The following is a 14,691-nucleotide window of genomic DNA, read 5'->3' as shown; positions in this document are numbered from 1 at the left end:
ATTGGCGTCGGTCATCGGCTGCCTCGCGCGAGATGGGCCTCGAGCTTGCGGGCGACGAAGGTGATGAGCGAACCGACGAGGAAATAGGTGAAGAACAGGAACGAATAGACTTCGTAGGTGCGGTTGCCATATTGCGGATTGGCGAGGATCATCTGGCCGGCGCGCAGAAAATCCGTAAGCCCGATGATGAAGACCAGCGGCGCGGCGTTGAAGATATCGAGCACGTTGCCGACGAGCGGCGGCACGACGACGCGCAGCGCCTGCGGCAGAACGATCGACCGGTTGATATCGAATTCGCTCATGCCGAGCGAACGGGCGGCTTCGGTCTGGCCGCGCGGCACGGCCTGTAAGCCGCTGCGCACATATTCAGCGACGTAGGCGGAATAGAACAGCGTGAAGCCGACCATGCCGCGCACGACATCCGCCAGGTTGAGCTCGGGCGTCAGCACCGGCATCAGAATCCAGATCCAGTAGACGACCAGGATCAGCGGGACCGAGCGCATCACCTCGATATAGGCCGTAGAGATCATGCGCAGGCTGGAAAAGCGGCTGCGTCGTCCGAAGGCGAGCAGGACGCCGATCGGCAAGGACAGGACTGCTGTGACCAGGGTGAGCAGGACGCTGAGCAGCAGGCCGCCCCAGAGGCCGGCACCGGGCGGCGACATGACCGCGAAGATGGCGATCAGCCCGGTAAAACTCGCCGGTATCAGCACCCTGCGCGACATCGGCACATAAGAGGTCAGGATCCAGGCGCTGGCGAAGATCACCAAAACGGCGGTGAGCGCAGCAAGGGTGTTCACGCCCGTCATCGATACCAATATGGCGAGAACCAGCGCCAAGAACCCGGCATGGCGGGTCCGGAAGGCGAAGACGCATCCGAGTGCGGCGCCCAGCAGCGCCGCGATGATGGCAACCGCCACCCAGGAACGCCAGGCCTGGTCCGCCGGAAAAATCCCGATCATCAGCACGCGAAGGCTCTGCGGGATGATATCCCACTGTGCCATCCCCACGGCCCAGGCAACGGCCTGGTAGATCAGCCAGAGAGTGCCGGGAATGACTGTGAGGGACAGCAGCACATCGAAAGGCTTACCGAAAAGGTTGTGGCGGGACCACGTCAGGGATCGTGCGATCATCGCATTGCTCCGGGATTGCTCAGGCGGCGGTCAGCCCAGCTGACGGCCGCACTGATGATCCAGCTGAGGATCAGGTAGGACGCCATGACGATGACGATGCCTTCGAGGCTGTGGCCGGTCTGGTTGGCGATGGTGCCGTAGATGTTGAACAGTTCCGGATAGCCGATCGCGATGCCGAGCGCAGTGTTCTTCGTCAGGCTGATATACTGGTTGCCGAAGGACGGCAGCACGACCCGGAAGACCTGCGGGAGGATGATATCGTTGACGGTATCGCGCCGGCCAAGGCCGAGCGACGCCGCCGCCTCCCATTGGCCTTTCGGCAGGGCATCGATGGAGCCGCGCACGATCTCGGCGATATAGGACGCGCTGTTGAAGACGATAGCCAGAAGCAGCGCCGCCATTTCCGGGCTGATGCTCGTGCCGCCGCTCGCCTGAAATTTCGAGGCGACGGGGAAGTCCAGTGCCAGGGTGCCGGTGGCAAGCATCAGGGACGGCAGAGCGACGAGCGCGCCGAGACAAATCCAGCGGGTCGTCCTGTGCCTGTCGAAAACCAGCCCGAGCACGGCGACCCAGCAGGCGCTTGCGAGCGCAATCGCCACCGCAGAGCCCTCGCCCTGCCATGTGAGCGCCGGGACATAGAGGCCCTGCTGGCTGATGATGACGCCGTAGAATTTCGCGGCGGCGGCGATCGGCGGGAAATGCAGGACGACGGCGAAATACCAGAAGACGAGCTGGATCAAGAGCGGCGTGTTGCGAACGAACTCGACGCACCAGAAGGAAAGGTTGCGAACCACCCAATTGGTCGAAAGACGGCCGACGCCGAGCAGGGTTCCGAGCACCGTGCTGAGCACGATCGCAAGCACCGCGACCTTGATCGTGTTCACGATGCCCGCGACGAAGGCCTGGGCGATCGAGCGGTCCGACGTGAAATCGCTGAAACCAAGCCAGAATCCGCTATCGAAGACGAAGGTCTTGCCCTCGCTGATGTCGAAGCCGGCCGCATCCCAGAGGAACGAGAAGCTGAACTTGATGCCATGCCGCGCCAACCCCTCCTTGACCGCAACGGCAAAGAGCACGACGAGGGCCAATGCCGCAACGACCACGGCAAGCTGCGTGGCGTGATATCGGATCCGGTTGCGCCGCCGTCGCGCCACTGTCAAGTCACGCTCGACCGTGAGGCCGGTCGCGTTCGTATGTTCCAGGGTCATATCGCAGTTCCAGACGCTCGAAAGAAAGCCGAGGCAGACGGGCTCCGCCTCGGCTCACGCGGCAGAGGGATCAGTTCCAGAGGGGCGAATAGATGGCGCCGCCCTCGGTCCAGAGCGCGTTCGGCGTGCCCTTGCGGTCGAGGAACATCTTGGTGTCGGGGCCGAGATTGCGCGCATAGATCTCGCCGTAGTTTCCGACGGCCTTGATCGCCTGCGCCACGAAGTCGTCGGGCAGGCCGAAATCCTTGCCGTAACCGCCGCCCACGCCGAGGAATTTCTGGACGAAGGGGTCCTCGCTCTTCAGCTTCTCATCGAGATTGGCCTGCGAAATCCCGGATTCTTCTGCCTGGAACAGGCCGTAGGAGGACCAGCGCAGCGCATTGCGCCACCTGGAATCATTCGCCACGACGAAACCGCCGAAGGGCGACTTGTCGAGCGTGTCGGGCAGGATGAGGTAATCGGCCGGCTTGGGCGAGTTGCCGGCCCAAGCGGCGAGCGCCGACTTGTCGGTGCTCATGGCGTTGCAGCGGCCGGAATTCAGCGCGGCGAAAAGCTTTTCGAGGTTCTCGTAGGTCAGGACCTTGGAGGCCGTCCAGCCGCGCGCCTTGAAGGCGCTGGTCAGCACCGTCTCGGTTACCGAGCCCTGCGTCGTGCAGAAGGTGGCGCCGTCGAGGTCGTCGAATTTCGCGACGCCGGACTCGGTCTTCACCATGACGCCGGTGCCGTCGTAGAAATTGATCGGCAGGAAATCGATGGCGATCGAGGATTCGCGGGCGGGCTTGATGGTTGTGTGGGCGAAGACGACATCGACCTGGTTGGTCAGCACCGCGTCGAAACGGCTCTTGTCCGTGACCGTGACGAACTTGACCTTGGACGCATCGCCGAGAACGGCGGCGGCGATCGCCTTGCAGAAATCGACGTCGAGCCCTTCCATCTGGCCCGTCGTGGTGTTGAGGTAGCCGAAGCCGGGCGCCGTGTTGTCGGTGCCGCAATTCAGCGTCCCGCGCTGCTTGACGGTATCGAGCACAGAGGCGGAAGCGTGGCTCGCCACGAGGGCTGCGCCGGCAAAGGTGCCGGCCATCAGTATGTGTTTGAAATTCATTGTATTCCCCTGTTCTATCGCGAGTTGGCCTGCGTGAACGCGCAGGACAGCCGGTGTTGCCGAGACGTGCTTGGGCGATAGGGCAACAGCGGCTCTTGCCGTTCTGAAGCTGATGTTCCGTCGTTGGCCTGAGGTCGCTGCGGCTATCCGATGCGCGGCCCATATCAATCGACAGGGGAACGATAGGAGGCGTGTTTATACAGGTCTACTTAATTCTACTTTACATACCACTTAGAAAAACTGTTGATTTATTCATGCTTCGGTGCCGTCAACCGCCCTCCCCATTAGCCGCTTGCTCCACGATGGAGGTCGGCCGGCGGCGCCCGCCGACCCGCTGGTTGACCTCGGCAATGAAGGCCTGCACGGCCGGGCTTTTCTTCTCGCCCTTCCGGAAGGCGAGAGAAATCTTGCGCCGGATTTCCGGCACGACCTTGCAGACCCAGACGTCCTCCAGGTCGTAGCTTGCGCGTAGACCGGGCAGGATCGAGATGCCGTATCCCTCGCGAATGAGCGCGATCGTCACCTCAAAACCCTTGCAGCGCGCCACGATGTTCGGCGTGAAACCCGCCTCCTGGCAAGCATCGGAAATCATCCGGTTATAGGTGGAAGACGCGGTGTCGAGCGCCCAGCGCTCGTCCCGCAATTGGTGCAGCATGACGGTCGGCTGGTTGGCGAGCGCGTGCGTCTGGGAGACCATGACGTTGAAGACGTCCTCCATCAGCGGGATCGTCTCGATGTTCGGGTCCAGCGCTCCGGGCGGCACGTTGAGATCGTCGATGAAGGCGAGATCGGTCTGCCAGCTTCGAAGGGCGGCCAGGCTTTCCGCGGGTTCCATTTCATCGAACTGCACGGTCAGGCGCGGGTGCAGACGGTGCAGGTCCTGGATCGCGCCCGCCACCAGCGCCGCCGCGATGGAGGGAAAGGCGGCAACCCGCAACTCGCCGGCAATGACCTTCTTCAGCTCCGCAATATCGGCTCGCGCCGATTCCAGCTCGATCAGGATACGCTCGGCCCGCTCGACAAGCTGCTTGCCGGCCGGTGTCAGCTCGACACCGCGCCCGCGGCGCTCGATCAAGTCGATGCCGACCTCCTGTTCGAGCAGCGCGATCTGCTGCGACACGGCCGAGGGCGAGACATAGAGCGCCTCGGCGACGGCGGCCATCGTCTTGCGGATCGACAATTCTCTGAGTGCGCGCAAGCGGGCGAGGTCCATCATTCGTCTCCCTGACGTGAGATTGAATGATTAGCAAATCAGAACGTATGTGCAAATATTATTAACTTTTTCTGGAATGAGCGTCCGACTAGCTTTCCGACGAACCCAAGACAGCGGCATTCGCCGGGAGACAGGTCATGACCGAACAGACACAAGCCTATTTCAACGCCTCGGTTCACGAGCGCGATCCCCTCGTGGCCGAGGCGCTCGACAACGAGCGCAAGCGCCAGCAGGACCAGATCGAACTCATCGCGTCCGAAAACATCGTCAGCCGCGCCGTGCTCGACGCGCTGGCGCATGAAATGACCAACAAGACGCTGGAAGGCTATCCGGGCAACCGCTTCCACGGCGGCGGCCAGTTCGTCGACATCGTCGAGCAGGCGGCGATCGACCGCGCGAAGGAACTGTTCGGCTGCGCTTACGCCAACGTCCAGCCCCACTCCGGCACCCAGGCAAACCTCGCCGTCTTCTTCCTGCTGCTGAAGCCGGGCGACAAGGTTCTCTCGCTCGATCTCGCCGCCGGCGGCCACCTGTCGCACGGCATGAAGGGCAACCTGTCTGGCCGCTGGTTCGAATCGCACAATTACAATGTCGACCCACAGACCGAAGTCATCGACTACGACGCGCTGGAGCGCATTGCCGAAAAGGTCCGCCCGACCCTCCTCATCACCGGCGGCTCGGCTTATCCGCGTGAACTGGATTTCGAGCGCATGGGCAGGATCGCCAGGAAGGTCGGCGCCTGGTTCCTCGTCGATATGGCGCATATTGCGGGCCTCGTTGCCGGCGGCGCCCACCCCTCGCCGTTCCCCCATGCCGACATCGTCACCTGCACGACGACCAAGACGCTGCGCGGCCCGCGCGGCGGCCTGATCCTCACCAACAACCCCGACTGGTTCAAGAAGCTGCAGGCTGCCGTTTTCCCCGGCGTCCAGGGCTCGCTGCACAGCAATGTGCTCGCCGCCAAGGCGATCTGCCTCGGCGAAGCGCTGCGCGACGACTTCAAGGTCTATGCCCATCAGGTGAAGGCCAATGCGCGCGCGCTTGCCGAAACGCTGATCGAGCGCGGCATCCGCATCGTCTCCGGCGGAACCGACACGCATATCGTCCTGGTCGATCTGTCGAGCAAGGGGCTCAACGGCAAGCAGGCGGAGGACCTTCTCGCGCGCGCCAATATCACGGCGAACAAGAACCCGATCCCGAACGACAGCCCGCGCCCGCCCGAATGGGTCGGCATGCGCCTCGGCGTCTCCGCCGCCACCACGCGCGGCATGAAGGAAGACGAGTTGCGCACGCTTGGCACCATCATCGCCGACCTCATCGAGGCGGAAGCGGCCGGCAAGGCCAATGACATCGTGCCCGGAGCCAAGGCGAAGGTCGCAGACCTGACCCGGGCCTTCCCGGTCTACGCCCAATGATCATCGGGGAACAATGATGGGAATGGACAGGATCGCCGGCACCGCCGTCATCGATGGCAAACGGTTCGCTGCCGAGCTGCTCGAAGACATCAAGCTGCGGGTGGAAAGCGCCAGGCAGAGAACCGGCAAGGTTCCGGGGCTCGCCGTCGTGCTCGTCGGGTCCGACCCGGCAAGTGCCGTCTATGTCGGCTCGAAGCATCGCCAGACGGTGGCCGCGGGCATGCATTCGTTCAAATACGAGCTTGCCACCGACACCGGACAGGCCGAGCTGATGGCGTTGATTGGCAGGCTCAATGTCGATCCGGACGTGCACGGCATCCTGGTCCAACTGCCGCTGCCGGCCCATCTCGATGCGGCCGCGGTCATCCAGGAAATCAATCCCGACAAGGACGTCGACGGCTTCCATATTTCCAATGCCGGCCGTCTTTCGACCGGCCAGCCAGCGCTGGTGCCCTGCACGCCGCTCGGCTGCCTGATGCTGCTGAAGGATCGGCTCGGCCAAAGCCTTTCCGGCCTTCACGCCGTCATCATCGGCAAGTCCAACATCGTCGGAAAGCCGATGGCGCAGCTTCTCCTTGCGGAAAACTGCACCGTGACGATCGCCCATTCGCGCACAAAAAACACGCCGGCGCTCTGCCGGGCGGCTGATATTCTGGTCGTCGCAGTCGGACGCCCCGGATTGGTTCGCGGCGACTGGATCAAGCCCGGCGCGGTGGTCATCGACGTCGGCATCAACCGCATCGAGGTGGACGGCAAATCGCGCATCGTCGGCGACGTCGCTTTCGAGGAAGCCGGCCACGCGGCCGCGATCACGCCCGTGCCCGGCGGCGTCGGCCCCATGACGATCGCCTGCCTGCTCTCCAACACCCTGACGGCCTTCTGCCGCCTGAACGCTATCAGCGCCGATTGACCGGCGCAGCCAGAGGAATTCCAGCCATGTCCACCCACCGATATGCGCTTCGCGTCGCCTGCCCTTCGATCCGCGGCGTGACCGCCGCGATCGCCAACTATCTTTCCACGAACGGCTGCAACATTTCCGACAGCGCCCAGTTCGACGACAAGAGCACCGGTCGGTATTTCATGCGCGTCAGCTTCCATTCGGAAGAAGGCCGCACGCTCTCGCAACTGCGCGAGGGTTTCGCGGAGATCGTCGAAAGATATGCGGCCGACGCCGAGTTCTTCGACGAAACGGCCAAGCGCAAGGTCGTGCTGATGGTCTCGCGCTTCGGCCATTGCCTGAACGACCTGCTGTATCGCTGGCGCATCGGGGCGCTGCCGATCGACATCGTCGGCGTCATCTCCAACCATACGGACTACCAGAAGCTCGTGGTGAACCACGACATTCCGTTCCATTGCATCAAGGTGACGAAGGAAAACAAGCCCGCGGCCGAAGCCGAACAGATGCGGATCGTCGAGGAATCCGGCGCGGAGCTCATCGTGCTCGCGCGCTACATGCAGGTCCTGTCCGACGAGATGTGCCGCAGGATGTCCGGCCGCATCATCAATATCCACCACTCTTTCCTGCCCTCGTTCAAGGGCGCCAATCCCTACAAGCAGGCCTTCGAGCGCGGCGTCAAACTCATCGGCGCAACATCCCACTATGTGACCGCCGATCTCGACGAAGGCCCGATCATCGAGCAGGACACCGTTCGCGTCACCCATGCGCAGAGCGCCGACGACTATGTCAGCCTCGGCCGCGACGTGGAGAGCCAGGTCTTGGCGCGCGCCATTCATGCCCATATTCACGGCCGTGTCTTCGTGAACGGCAACAAGACGATCGTCTTCCCGCCATCGCCGGGTTCCTATGTCTCCGAACGCATGGGCTGAGCCAGCCGCTATGACTAAGCCGTAACCAGAATGGAAGCCGCGATGACATTTCAGCTCCCGAACGACCCCGACCGCGACGATGTGCTTGCTGCCCGCCCGACGCTCTGGACCAATCCGCTCTATCGCGACAACGCGATCGGCGACGCTTCCCTGCCGCTCACCCCCGACCACGTCGACGAGGCGCAGGCGAACTGGGCCCGGCTGGCACCGCTGCTTGAAACCTGCTTTCCCGAGTTAAAGGCGACGGCGGGTGCAATCCGCTCGAACCTGATCGAACTGGAGGCCCTTCGTGATGCCCTCGGCTATGGCGGCGCCGAATTCGGCCGGGTGTTCGTGAAGGCGGACAGCGCGCTGCCGGTCGCCGGGTCGATCAAGGCGCGCGGCGGCGTCTACGAGGTCTTCGTTTTCGCCGAGGCGCTCGCCAGGCGCGAAGGCCTCCTGAAGGACGGTCAGGATATCGGCGACCTGGCCGGCGCCGAGGCAAAAGCGCTGTTCTCCCGCCACACGATCGCCGTCGGCAGCACGGGAAACCTGGGGCTTAGCGTGGGCGTCGCCGCCCGCGCCCTCGGCTTCAAGGCCACTGTGCACATGTCGTCCGACGCCAAGGCCTGGAAAGTGGAGCGGCTGCGGAAGCTCGGCGTGGAGGTCGTGCAGCACGAGGCGGACTACACCACCGCCGTCGAGAACGCCCGCCTCGTCGCGGAAAGCGACCCGTCCATCTATTTCGTTGACGACGAACAATCCCGGCAGTTGTTCCTCGGATACAGCGTCGCGGCGCTGGAACTCGCAGAACAGCTCCATGCGCAAAGCATCGTCGTCGATGCCGAGCATCCGCTGTTTCTCTACCTGCCATGCGGCATTGGCGGCGCACCCGGCGGCGTCACCTATGGCGCCAAGAAAGTCTTCGGCGACTTTGTCCATCGTCGAGCCCGTCCAGTCGCCCTGCGCGCTCGTCCACATGATGAGCGGCTCGGACGAACTGGTCTCGGTCTACGATGTGGGCCTGAGCAACAGGACCGAGGCAGACGGCACGGCGGTTGCCCGCATGTCGGCCTTCGTGGCGCACGTCATGCGCAACATGCTCGCCGGCATCTTCACGGTCGACGACATATCGCTCTTCCGCTGGCTGCTTCTCGCCCATGAGACCCAGGGCTTGCGCCTGGAGCCATCAGCGACCGCAGGCTTCGCAGGGCCGGAATTCGTCGTGAAACATCCGCAGGGACGTGCGTTCTGCGAGCGGCTGAACATCGCCGATCACCTGTCGCAGGCGACCCACATCGTCTGGACGACCGGCGGATCCTTCGTGCCTCAGGAGCAGTTCGAGGCCTTTCTGGAAATCGCCAGAAAACTCTGATCACCCGACCACGCATCTGCGCCGGATCATTCCGGCGTGGAAATCCGCGCCGTGCAGGAGCCCTTCATCGTTGAAATCGTAGGTGGGATTGTGCAGCGGCGCCGACTCCCGGCCATTGCCTAGGAAGACAAAGCAGCCGGGCACATGGGCGAGGAAATGCGCAAAATCCTCCGACCCCGTCATCGGCTCGGCCGCGAGCCGGACGTTATCCGGCCGCAGGAAATCACGCGCTACGGCGAAGGCTTCTTCGACGAGTGCGGCATCGTTCAAAAGCGGAACGAACTCCCTCGTATAGGTGACCGTCGCGGTGACGTTGTGCGCCAGCGCTGTGCCCTCTGCGATGATGCGCATCTGCTTTTCGATGGAAGCGCTCACCTCCGGTCGAAAACTGCGGGCATCGCCCAGCACGCGCGCCAGGCCCGGCAGCGCGTTGCGCGTGCCGTCGGTGATGAGTTCCGTGACCGAGACGACACCCACATCCGTCGGGCTCAGCCGGCGCGAGACGATGGTCTGCAGATTGGTGACCAGCGCGCAGGCCGCGACGAGCACCTCGTTGCCCCAGTGCGGCCGCGCCGCGTGGCCGCCCACACCTTGAAGCACGATCTCGAAATTGTCTTCCGCGGACATGAAAGGGCCGGGCCGCGTCTCGAAATGCCCGACCGGCAGGCCCGGCATATTGTGGATGCCGTAGATCTCGTCGAAGGGAAACCGCTGCATGAGGCCATCGTCGAGCATGGCGAGTGCGCCCTTGCCCCATTCCTCTGCCGGCTGGAAGATGAACCGGACCGTGCCATCGAAACCGCCCTGCTCGGCCAGCATCTTCGCGGCGCCGAGCAGCATCACCGTGTGTCCATCATGGCCGCAGGCATGCATGACGCCGGGGTTTCGCGAGCGATAGGCCTTGTCACCCTGCTCGGGAATCCTCAGCGCATCCATATCCGCCCTGAGCGCGATGGCGCGATTGCCCGACCCGCGCTTCAGCGTTCCGACGACACCCGTGCCACCGACGCCTTCAACAACCTCGCCGAGGCCGAATTCGCGAAGCTTCGCCGCCACGAAGGCCGCGGTGCGTTTCTCCTCGAAGCCGAATTCGGGATGGGCGTGCAGGTCTCGCCGCCATGCGGTCATTTCGGCGTGAAGCGCCTTCCTGTCGATGGTCATGCCGTTTCTCCTTCAGCGGCCAGGCGGCGAACGACATCGAGCAGGATGTTGGCCCCGGCAACAAGGTCGTCGTCCGCGGTATATTCCTTCGGATTGTGGCTAATGCCACCGGCGCTCGGCACGAAGATCATCGCGGCGGGCGCGATGCGGGCGATCATCTGCGCATCGTGGCCGGCGCCGGATGTCATGCGTTTGCAGGAAAGACCGCGCTCTCCGGCCGCTGCCTCGATGTGCTCGACAATCCCCCGGTCGAACGTGACCGGTTCGAACCGGGCCAGCCGCTCGACGGAAACCGAAAACCGCTCTTCCATCGCCAAAACGTCGAGGAATGCGGCAAGGGCCGCCTCCTCCTGCGTCAGGCGCCCCTCGTCCGGATCGCGCAGGTCGACCGTGAAGGTCGCGCGCGACGGGATGACGTTGATGGCGTTGGGCTCGAAGCGCATGCAGCCGACCGTGGCGACTGTTGGCGTGTTGGCGGCCACCGCGCGCTCCCGCAGGAAGGTGACGACGCGTGCGGCCGCATGGCCGGCATCCCGGCGCATCGACATCGGCGTGGTGCCGGCATGATTGGCGTCGCCGTCGATCGTCACCCGCTGCCAGGAAATCCCCTGCAGGTTCTCGACCGCACCGATCGAGATGCTCTCGCGCTCCAGCGCGGGGCCTTGTTCTATGTGCAGTTCGAGATAGGCCTGCGGCCTCAGGAAGCCGGGTTCATAGTCGCCGGCGTAGCCGATGCGGGCGAGTTCGTCGCCGAGCACCGTTCCATCCGTCCCGACCGATGCAAGCGCCGCATCGACATCGAGCCCGCCCGCATAGACCAGCGAGCCCATCATGTCGGGCGCGTAACGCACACCTTCCTCGTTGGTAAAAGCGGCGACAACCACCGGGCGCGATGGCCGAAAACCCTCGGCTTTCAAGGTCTCGATCACCTCCAGCCCCGCAAGAACGCCGTAACATCCGTCATAGATGCCGGCATCGATGACCGTGTCGATATGCGAGCCGAGCATCAGCGGCGCCGCATCGTCCAGACCTTCCGGCCGCCAGATGCCAAAAATGTTGCCCATGCGGTCCACGGCGACGGCGAGTCCGGCTCCCTCCAGCCAAGCCACGAACTGGTCGCGCCCGAGCTTTTCCGTATCGGACGCGGCGAGGCGAACAAGCCGGTCTTCGCCATCACGACCGATGGAGCCGAGGGTTCGGATACGCCCGAGAAGCCGCGCCGCGTTGATCGATGGATGGCTCATGCACCGGCACCTCTGTTGTTGCGCGCCGCGACGACCACAGGCGAAAACCCGACGATTTCCGCGTATTTTCCGGGGTCCGTGGCCCCCTCCGTGTTCACGAGGAATATCCGCGACCGGGCATCGATACCCAGCGCAGCCTTGGCCGCCGGATCGGCCATCGCACGCATCAGGCCCGCAAGCCCGACACCGCCGCTTTCGCCCGCAACGATGGCGGGATCGCCGGCCACCGGATTGGCGAGCTGCCGCATCACCGCGACCGCGTCCTCCTCGTCGACGGTCATGAAGGCATCCGCGACGCGCGACAGGACACGCCATGCGATGAGCGACGGCTCGTAACATTCGAGCATAGCCATGACAGTCGGCGCACCATGCGCGATCGTCACCGGATGGCCAGCCCGCGCCGTCTCGAAGAGGCAGGCGGCGCGGGCCGGATCGACGACGGTGAAGACAGGGCGGGCTTCGCCGAATTCGAGCGCGAGGTGGCCGGCAACGGCAGCGGCGATGCCGCCCACGCCCGACTGGATGAAGACATGGGTCGGAAGCTCCGGCAGTTTCCGCAGCGCCTCGCGAACGAGCGCGGTGTAGCCCTGCATCACCAGTCCGGGGATGCGTTCATAGCCCGGCCAGGACGTGTCCGAGACGATCGTCCAGTCCCTCTCGGCCGCCACGCGCGCCGCCTCGCGGACAGAATCGTCATAGGTGCCCTCGACGCGGACCATCTCCGCACCGAAGCGGGCAATGGCGGCCACCCGCTCATCGCTAACGCCTGAATGCACGAAGATCGCCGCGCGTGCGCCCACGAGCTCAGCGCCCTGCGCGACCGAACGGCCGTGATTGCCATCCGTGGCGCAAGCGACCGTCATGCTGCGCGCGACGGCCTGCACCTCCGGCGCATGAAGCTCGGATATGTCGATGACCCGGTCGAGCCGCCTGCCGGCCTCCTCCAGCACGAGCCGGATCACCGCATAGGCCCCGCCGAGTGCCTTGAAGCTGCCGAGCCCGAGACGGTGCCCCTCATCCTTGATGTGGACCGCGCCAACACCGAGTTTTTCCGCCAGCCCTGGCAGCGCGACAAGCGGCGTCTCCACGTGGTTGTCACGGAAGGAGAGATAGCGTTCGACCTCTGCCGCGGCGGCGACGCCGAGGGTCTCGGCATCGCGTGGATCGAGCGGAGCGCGATAGTCGACATGGGAATTCTTGAGAAACATGGGCGGCCTCCTTCGATGTGGCTGCTGAAAGATATTGCAACCACACCGAAATGAGCGCTGATATTCGGCCTCTGTTTTGCAAGTTTGTTTCGTCCGGAGACCCATTCGTGCGCCTTGATGCCTTCGACCGAAAAATCCTCGCGATCCTGCAAAAGGACAACACGACGCCGCAGCGCACCATCGGCGAGGCCGTCAATCTCTCCGCACCGGCCGTCCAGCGCCGCATAAAACGCATGACAGAAGAGGGCGTCATCCGGGCGAATGTCGCGGTCGTCGATCCGGTCGCCCTCGGGCAATCCATTACCATCTTCGTGGAGGTGGAGGTGATCAGCGAAACGGCGGCACAGATCGAGGCGGCCAAGCGGGAGTTCGCCGCCGCCCCGGAAATCCAGCAGTGCTACTATGTCACCGGCGAAGCCGACTTCATCCTCGTCGTCGTCGTGCCGGCGATGGCCGACTACGAAGCCCTCACCCGCCGCCTGTTCTTCGGCAACAACAACGTCAAACGCTTCCGCACCTTCGTTGCGATGGATCGCGTGAAGGTGGGCCTGGGCGTCCCGGTCGAGGGCTATTAGCCCGGAGGCTACTATTATGCAGAAACCTCGTCGGCATAGACGACGCCCGAAGCCAACCACGCCTCGATCTCATCCTGGCTGTAGCCGAACTCGCTCAGGATCTCGCGGCTATGCTGCCCGACCAACGGTGCGGGTCGCCGGATCGTGGCGGGCGTTTCCGAATGGCGCACGGCAGGCGCGACGACCTTCACCGTGCCGGCGCGCGGATGCTCGTAGCTGGTCACCAGTTCCATGTGGCGCACCTGCGGGTCTTCCGCGGCCTGCAGGTGGGATTTCACCTCTCCGCACCAGATATCGGCATTGAGCAAGGCCTCCAGCAGCGCGGAACTCGTCCATTTCCCCGTCTCTGCCGCAAGCGCGCGCCAAATCTCGTCTCGCTGCGCAAAGAGCTTTTGCGGGTCGTCGTAGACGAGCAGATCGTCATTGCCGAGGACGCCGACTAGGGTGCTGTAGGGGCTCATAGCGATCGTCACCCAGCCGTCCTTGGTCGGATAGGTGCCAAACGGCGCGTCCATGCCGGGGTGGCCGATGCCCGAGCGGGGGCGTTGAAAATCCTCATTGAAGTTCAGTGCCATGACCATTTCCTGGTTCTGGTGCGCCAGCATGCCGGCGAGAAGGTTCACTTTGACCTCCTGCCCGAGCCCCGACTTTTCGCGCCAGTAGAGTGCCGAAAGGATGCCGTAGACCATATTCATCGCGCCGACCTGATCGGAAAAGCCCGCCCCGACGGGCGTTGGCGGTGCATCGGCCTGCCCGGTCGCCGCCATGATGCCGGTGAGGCCCTGCACCAGCATGTCCTGGCCGGGCCGGTCGACATAGGGACCGTCTTCGCCATAGCCGGACCCGGAGCAATAGATGATGCGCGGATTGACGGCGCGAAAATCCTCGTAGCCGTACCCCATCGCCTTCATCACGCCGGGCCGGAAATTCTGCACGACGATGTCGGCGCTCTTCGCCATCTCCATGAGAACGGCCTTCACCTCCGGCGCCTTGAGGTTCAGTGCGATCGAGCGCTTGTTGCGGTTCCAGGCGAGGAAATTCGGGCTCTCGCTGCCGCCGACCCACTTGTTGCGGAAGGTGAGCGAGCGGAAGAGATCACCCTTGCCGGGGCGCTCGATCTTGATGACATCCGCCCCCATATCCGCCAGGAGCTGCGTAGCGAACGGGCCTTGCAGCAGATGCGAAAAATCGAGGATGCGAATGCCCGCCAAGGCCGCGGGAGTGTCGGTTTGTGGTTCGGTCATCGGGAAA

At 63.9% G+C, this 14,691-nt stretch carries 12 protein-coding genes and 1 pseudogene; 5 read left to right on the top strand and 8 right to left on the bottom strand.

Annotation, left to right across the window (positions count from 1 at the left end; all coding sequences use genetic code 11):
* Positions 1-11 precede the first annotated feature (11 nt).
* The 4 genes from GB927_RS05750 to GB927_RS05735 form a co-directional block, all read right to left on the bottom strand.
* Positions 12-1,133, bottom strand: coding sequence for an amino acid ABC transporter permease (locus tag GB927_RS05750; protein WP_256115696.1), 1,122 nt, complete (start codon positions 1,131-1,133; stop codon positions 12-14).
* Complete coding sequence (locus GB927_RS05745) at positions 1,130-2,341, bottom strand: ABC transporter permease subunit (protein WP_256115695.1); 1,212 nt, start codon at positions 2,339-2,341, stop codon at positions 1,130-1,132. The genes GB927_RS05750 and GB927_RS05745 overlap by 4 nt, the downstream gene beginning before the upstream one ends.
* 70 nt (positions 2,342-2,411) lie before the next feature.
* Positions 2,412-3,443, bottom strand: a complete 1,032-nt coding sequence (locus GB927_RS05740; protein WP_439655471.1) for a transporter substrate-binding domain-containing protein — start codon at positions 3,441-3,443, stop codon at positions 2,412-2,414.
* Between the two features lie 268 nt (positions 3,444-3,711).
* Positions 3,712-4,656, bottom strand: coding sequence for a LysR family transcriptional regulator (locus tag GB927_RS05735; protein WP_256115694.1), 945 nt, complete (start codon positions 4,654-4,656; stop codon positions 3,712-3,714).
* 137 nt (positions 4,657-4,793) lie between these two features.
* On the opposite strand from GB927_RS05735, the gene GB927_RS05730 reads away from it, so the two are divergent.
* The 4 genes and pseudogenes from GB927_RS05730 (at position 4,794) to dsdA (ending at position 9,252) form a co-directional block, all read left to right on the top strand.
* Entirely contained in the window at positions 4,794-6,071 is a 1,278-nt protein-coding gene (locus tag GB927_RS05730; protein WP_256115692.1) for a 2-methylserine hydroxymethyltransferase, read from the top strand.
* A 16-nt stretch (positions 6,072-6,087) separates the two neighbouring features.
* Positions 6,088-6,981: a bifunctional methylenetetrahydrofolate dehydrogenase/methenyltetrahydrofolate cyclohydrolase FolD gene (gene folD, locus GB927_RS05725; RefSeq protein WP_256115691.1), complete on the top strand. Its 894-nt coding sequence runs from the start codon at positions 6,088-6,090 to the stop codon at positions 6,979-6,981.
* A gap of 26 nt (positions 6,982-7,007) precedes the next feature.
* Positions 7,008-7,898, top strand: coding sequence for a formyltetrahydrofolate deformylase (gene purU / locus GB927_RS05720; RefSeq protein ID WP_256115690.1), 891 nt, complete (start codon positions 7,008-7,010; stop codon positions 7,896-7,898).
* Between the two features lie 42 nt (positions 7,899-7,940).
* Positions 7,941-9,252 (top strand): annotated as a pseudogene (gene dsdA, locus GB927_RS05715) (D-serine ammonia-lyase).
* Here dsdA and GB927_RS05705 read toward each other — a convergent pair.
* The 3 genes from GB927_RS05705 to GB927_RS05695 are packed head-to-tail and all read right to left on the bottom strand — an operon-like array spanning position 9,253 to position 12,865.
* Positions 9,253-10,413, bottom strand: a complete 1,161-nt coding sequence (locus tag GB927_RS05705; RefSeq protein WP_256115687.1) for a M20 aminoacylase family protein — start codon at positions 10,411-10,413, stop codon at positions 9,253-9,255.
* Complete coding sequence (locus GB927_RS05700; RefSeq protein ID WP_256115686.1) at positions 10,410-11,657, bottom strand: Zn-dependent hydrolase; 1,248 nt, start codon at positions 11,655-11,657, stop codon at positions 10,410-10,412. The genes GB927_RS05705 and GB927_RS05700 overlap by 4 nt, the downstream gene beginning before the upstream one ends.
* The gene (locus tag GB927_RS05695) at positions 11,654-12,865 is read right to left on the bottom strand and encodes a diaminopropionate ammonia-lyase (RefSeq protein ID WP_256115685.1); all 1,212 of its coding nucleotides are present in this window, start codon (positions 12,863-12,865) and stop codon (positions 11,654-11,656) included. The genes GB927_RS05700 and GB927_RS05695 overlap by 4 nt, the downstream gene beginning before the upstream one ends.
* A gap of 107 nt (positions 12,866-12,972) precedes the next feature.
* Between GB927_RS05695 and GB927_RS05690 the strand changes: the two genes are divergently transcribed.
* Complete coding sequence (locus GB927_RS05690; RefSeq protein ID WP_256115684.1) at positions 12,973-13,440, top strand: Lrp/AsnC family transcriptional regulator; 468 nt, start codon at positions 12,973-12,975, stop codon at positions 13,438-13,440.
* Between the two features lie 14 nt (positions 13,441-13,454).
* Here the strand turns inward: GB927_RS05690 and GB927_RS05685 are convergent, their stop codons facing one another.
* Positions 13,455-14,684 carry a CaiB/BaiF CoA transferase family protein gene (locus GB927_RS05685; protein ID WP_256115683.1) on the bottom strand — a complete coding sequence of 410 codons (1,230 nt, stop codon included), beginning with the start codon at positions 14,682-14,684 and terminating at the stop codon, positions 13,455-13,457.
* Between the last annotated feature and the right edge of the window lie 7 nt (positions 14,685-14,691).

The sequence above is a fragment of the Shinella lacus genome (assembly GCF_010994755.1).
Taxonomy (GTDB): Bacteria; Pseudomonadota; Alphaproteobacteria; order Rhizobiales; family Rhizobiaceae; genus Shinella; species Shinella lacus.
This window is presented reverse-complemented; position numbering and strand designations above follow the sequence as displayed.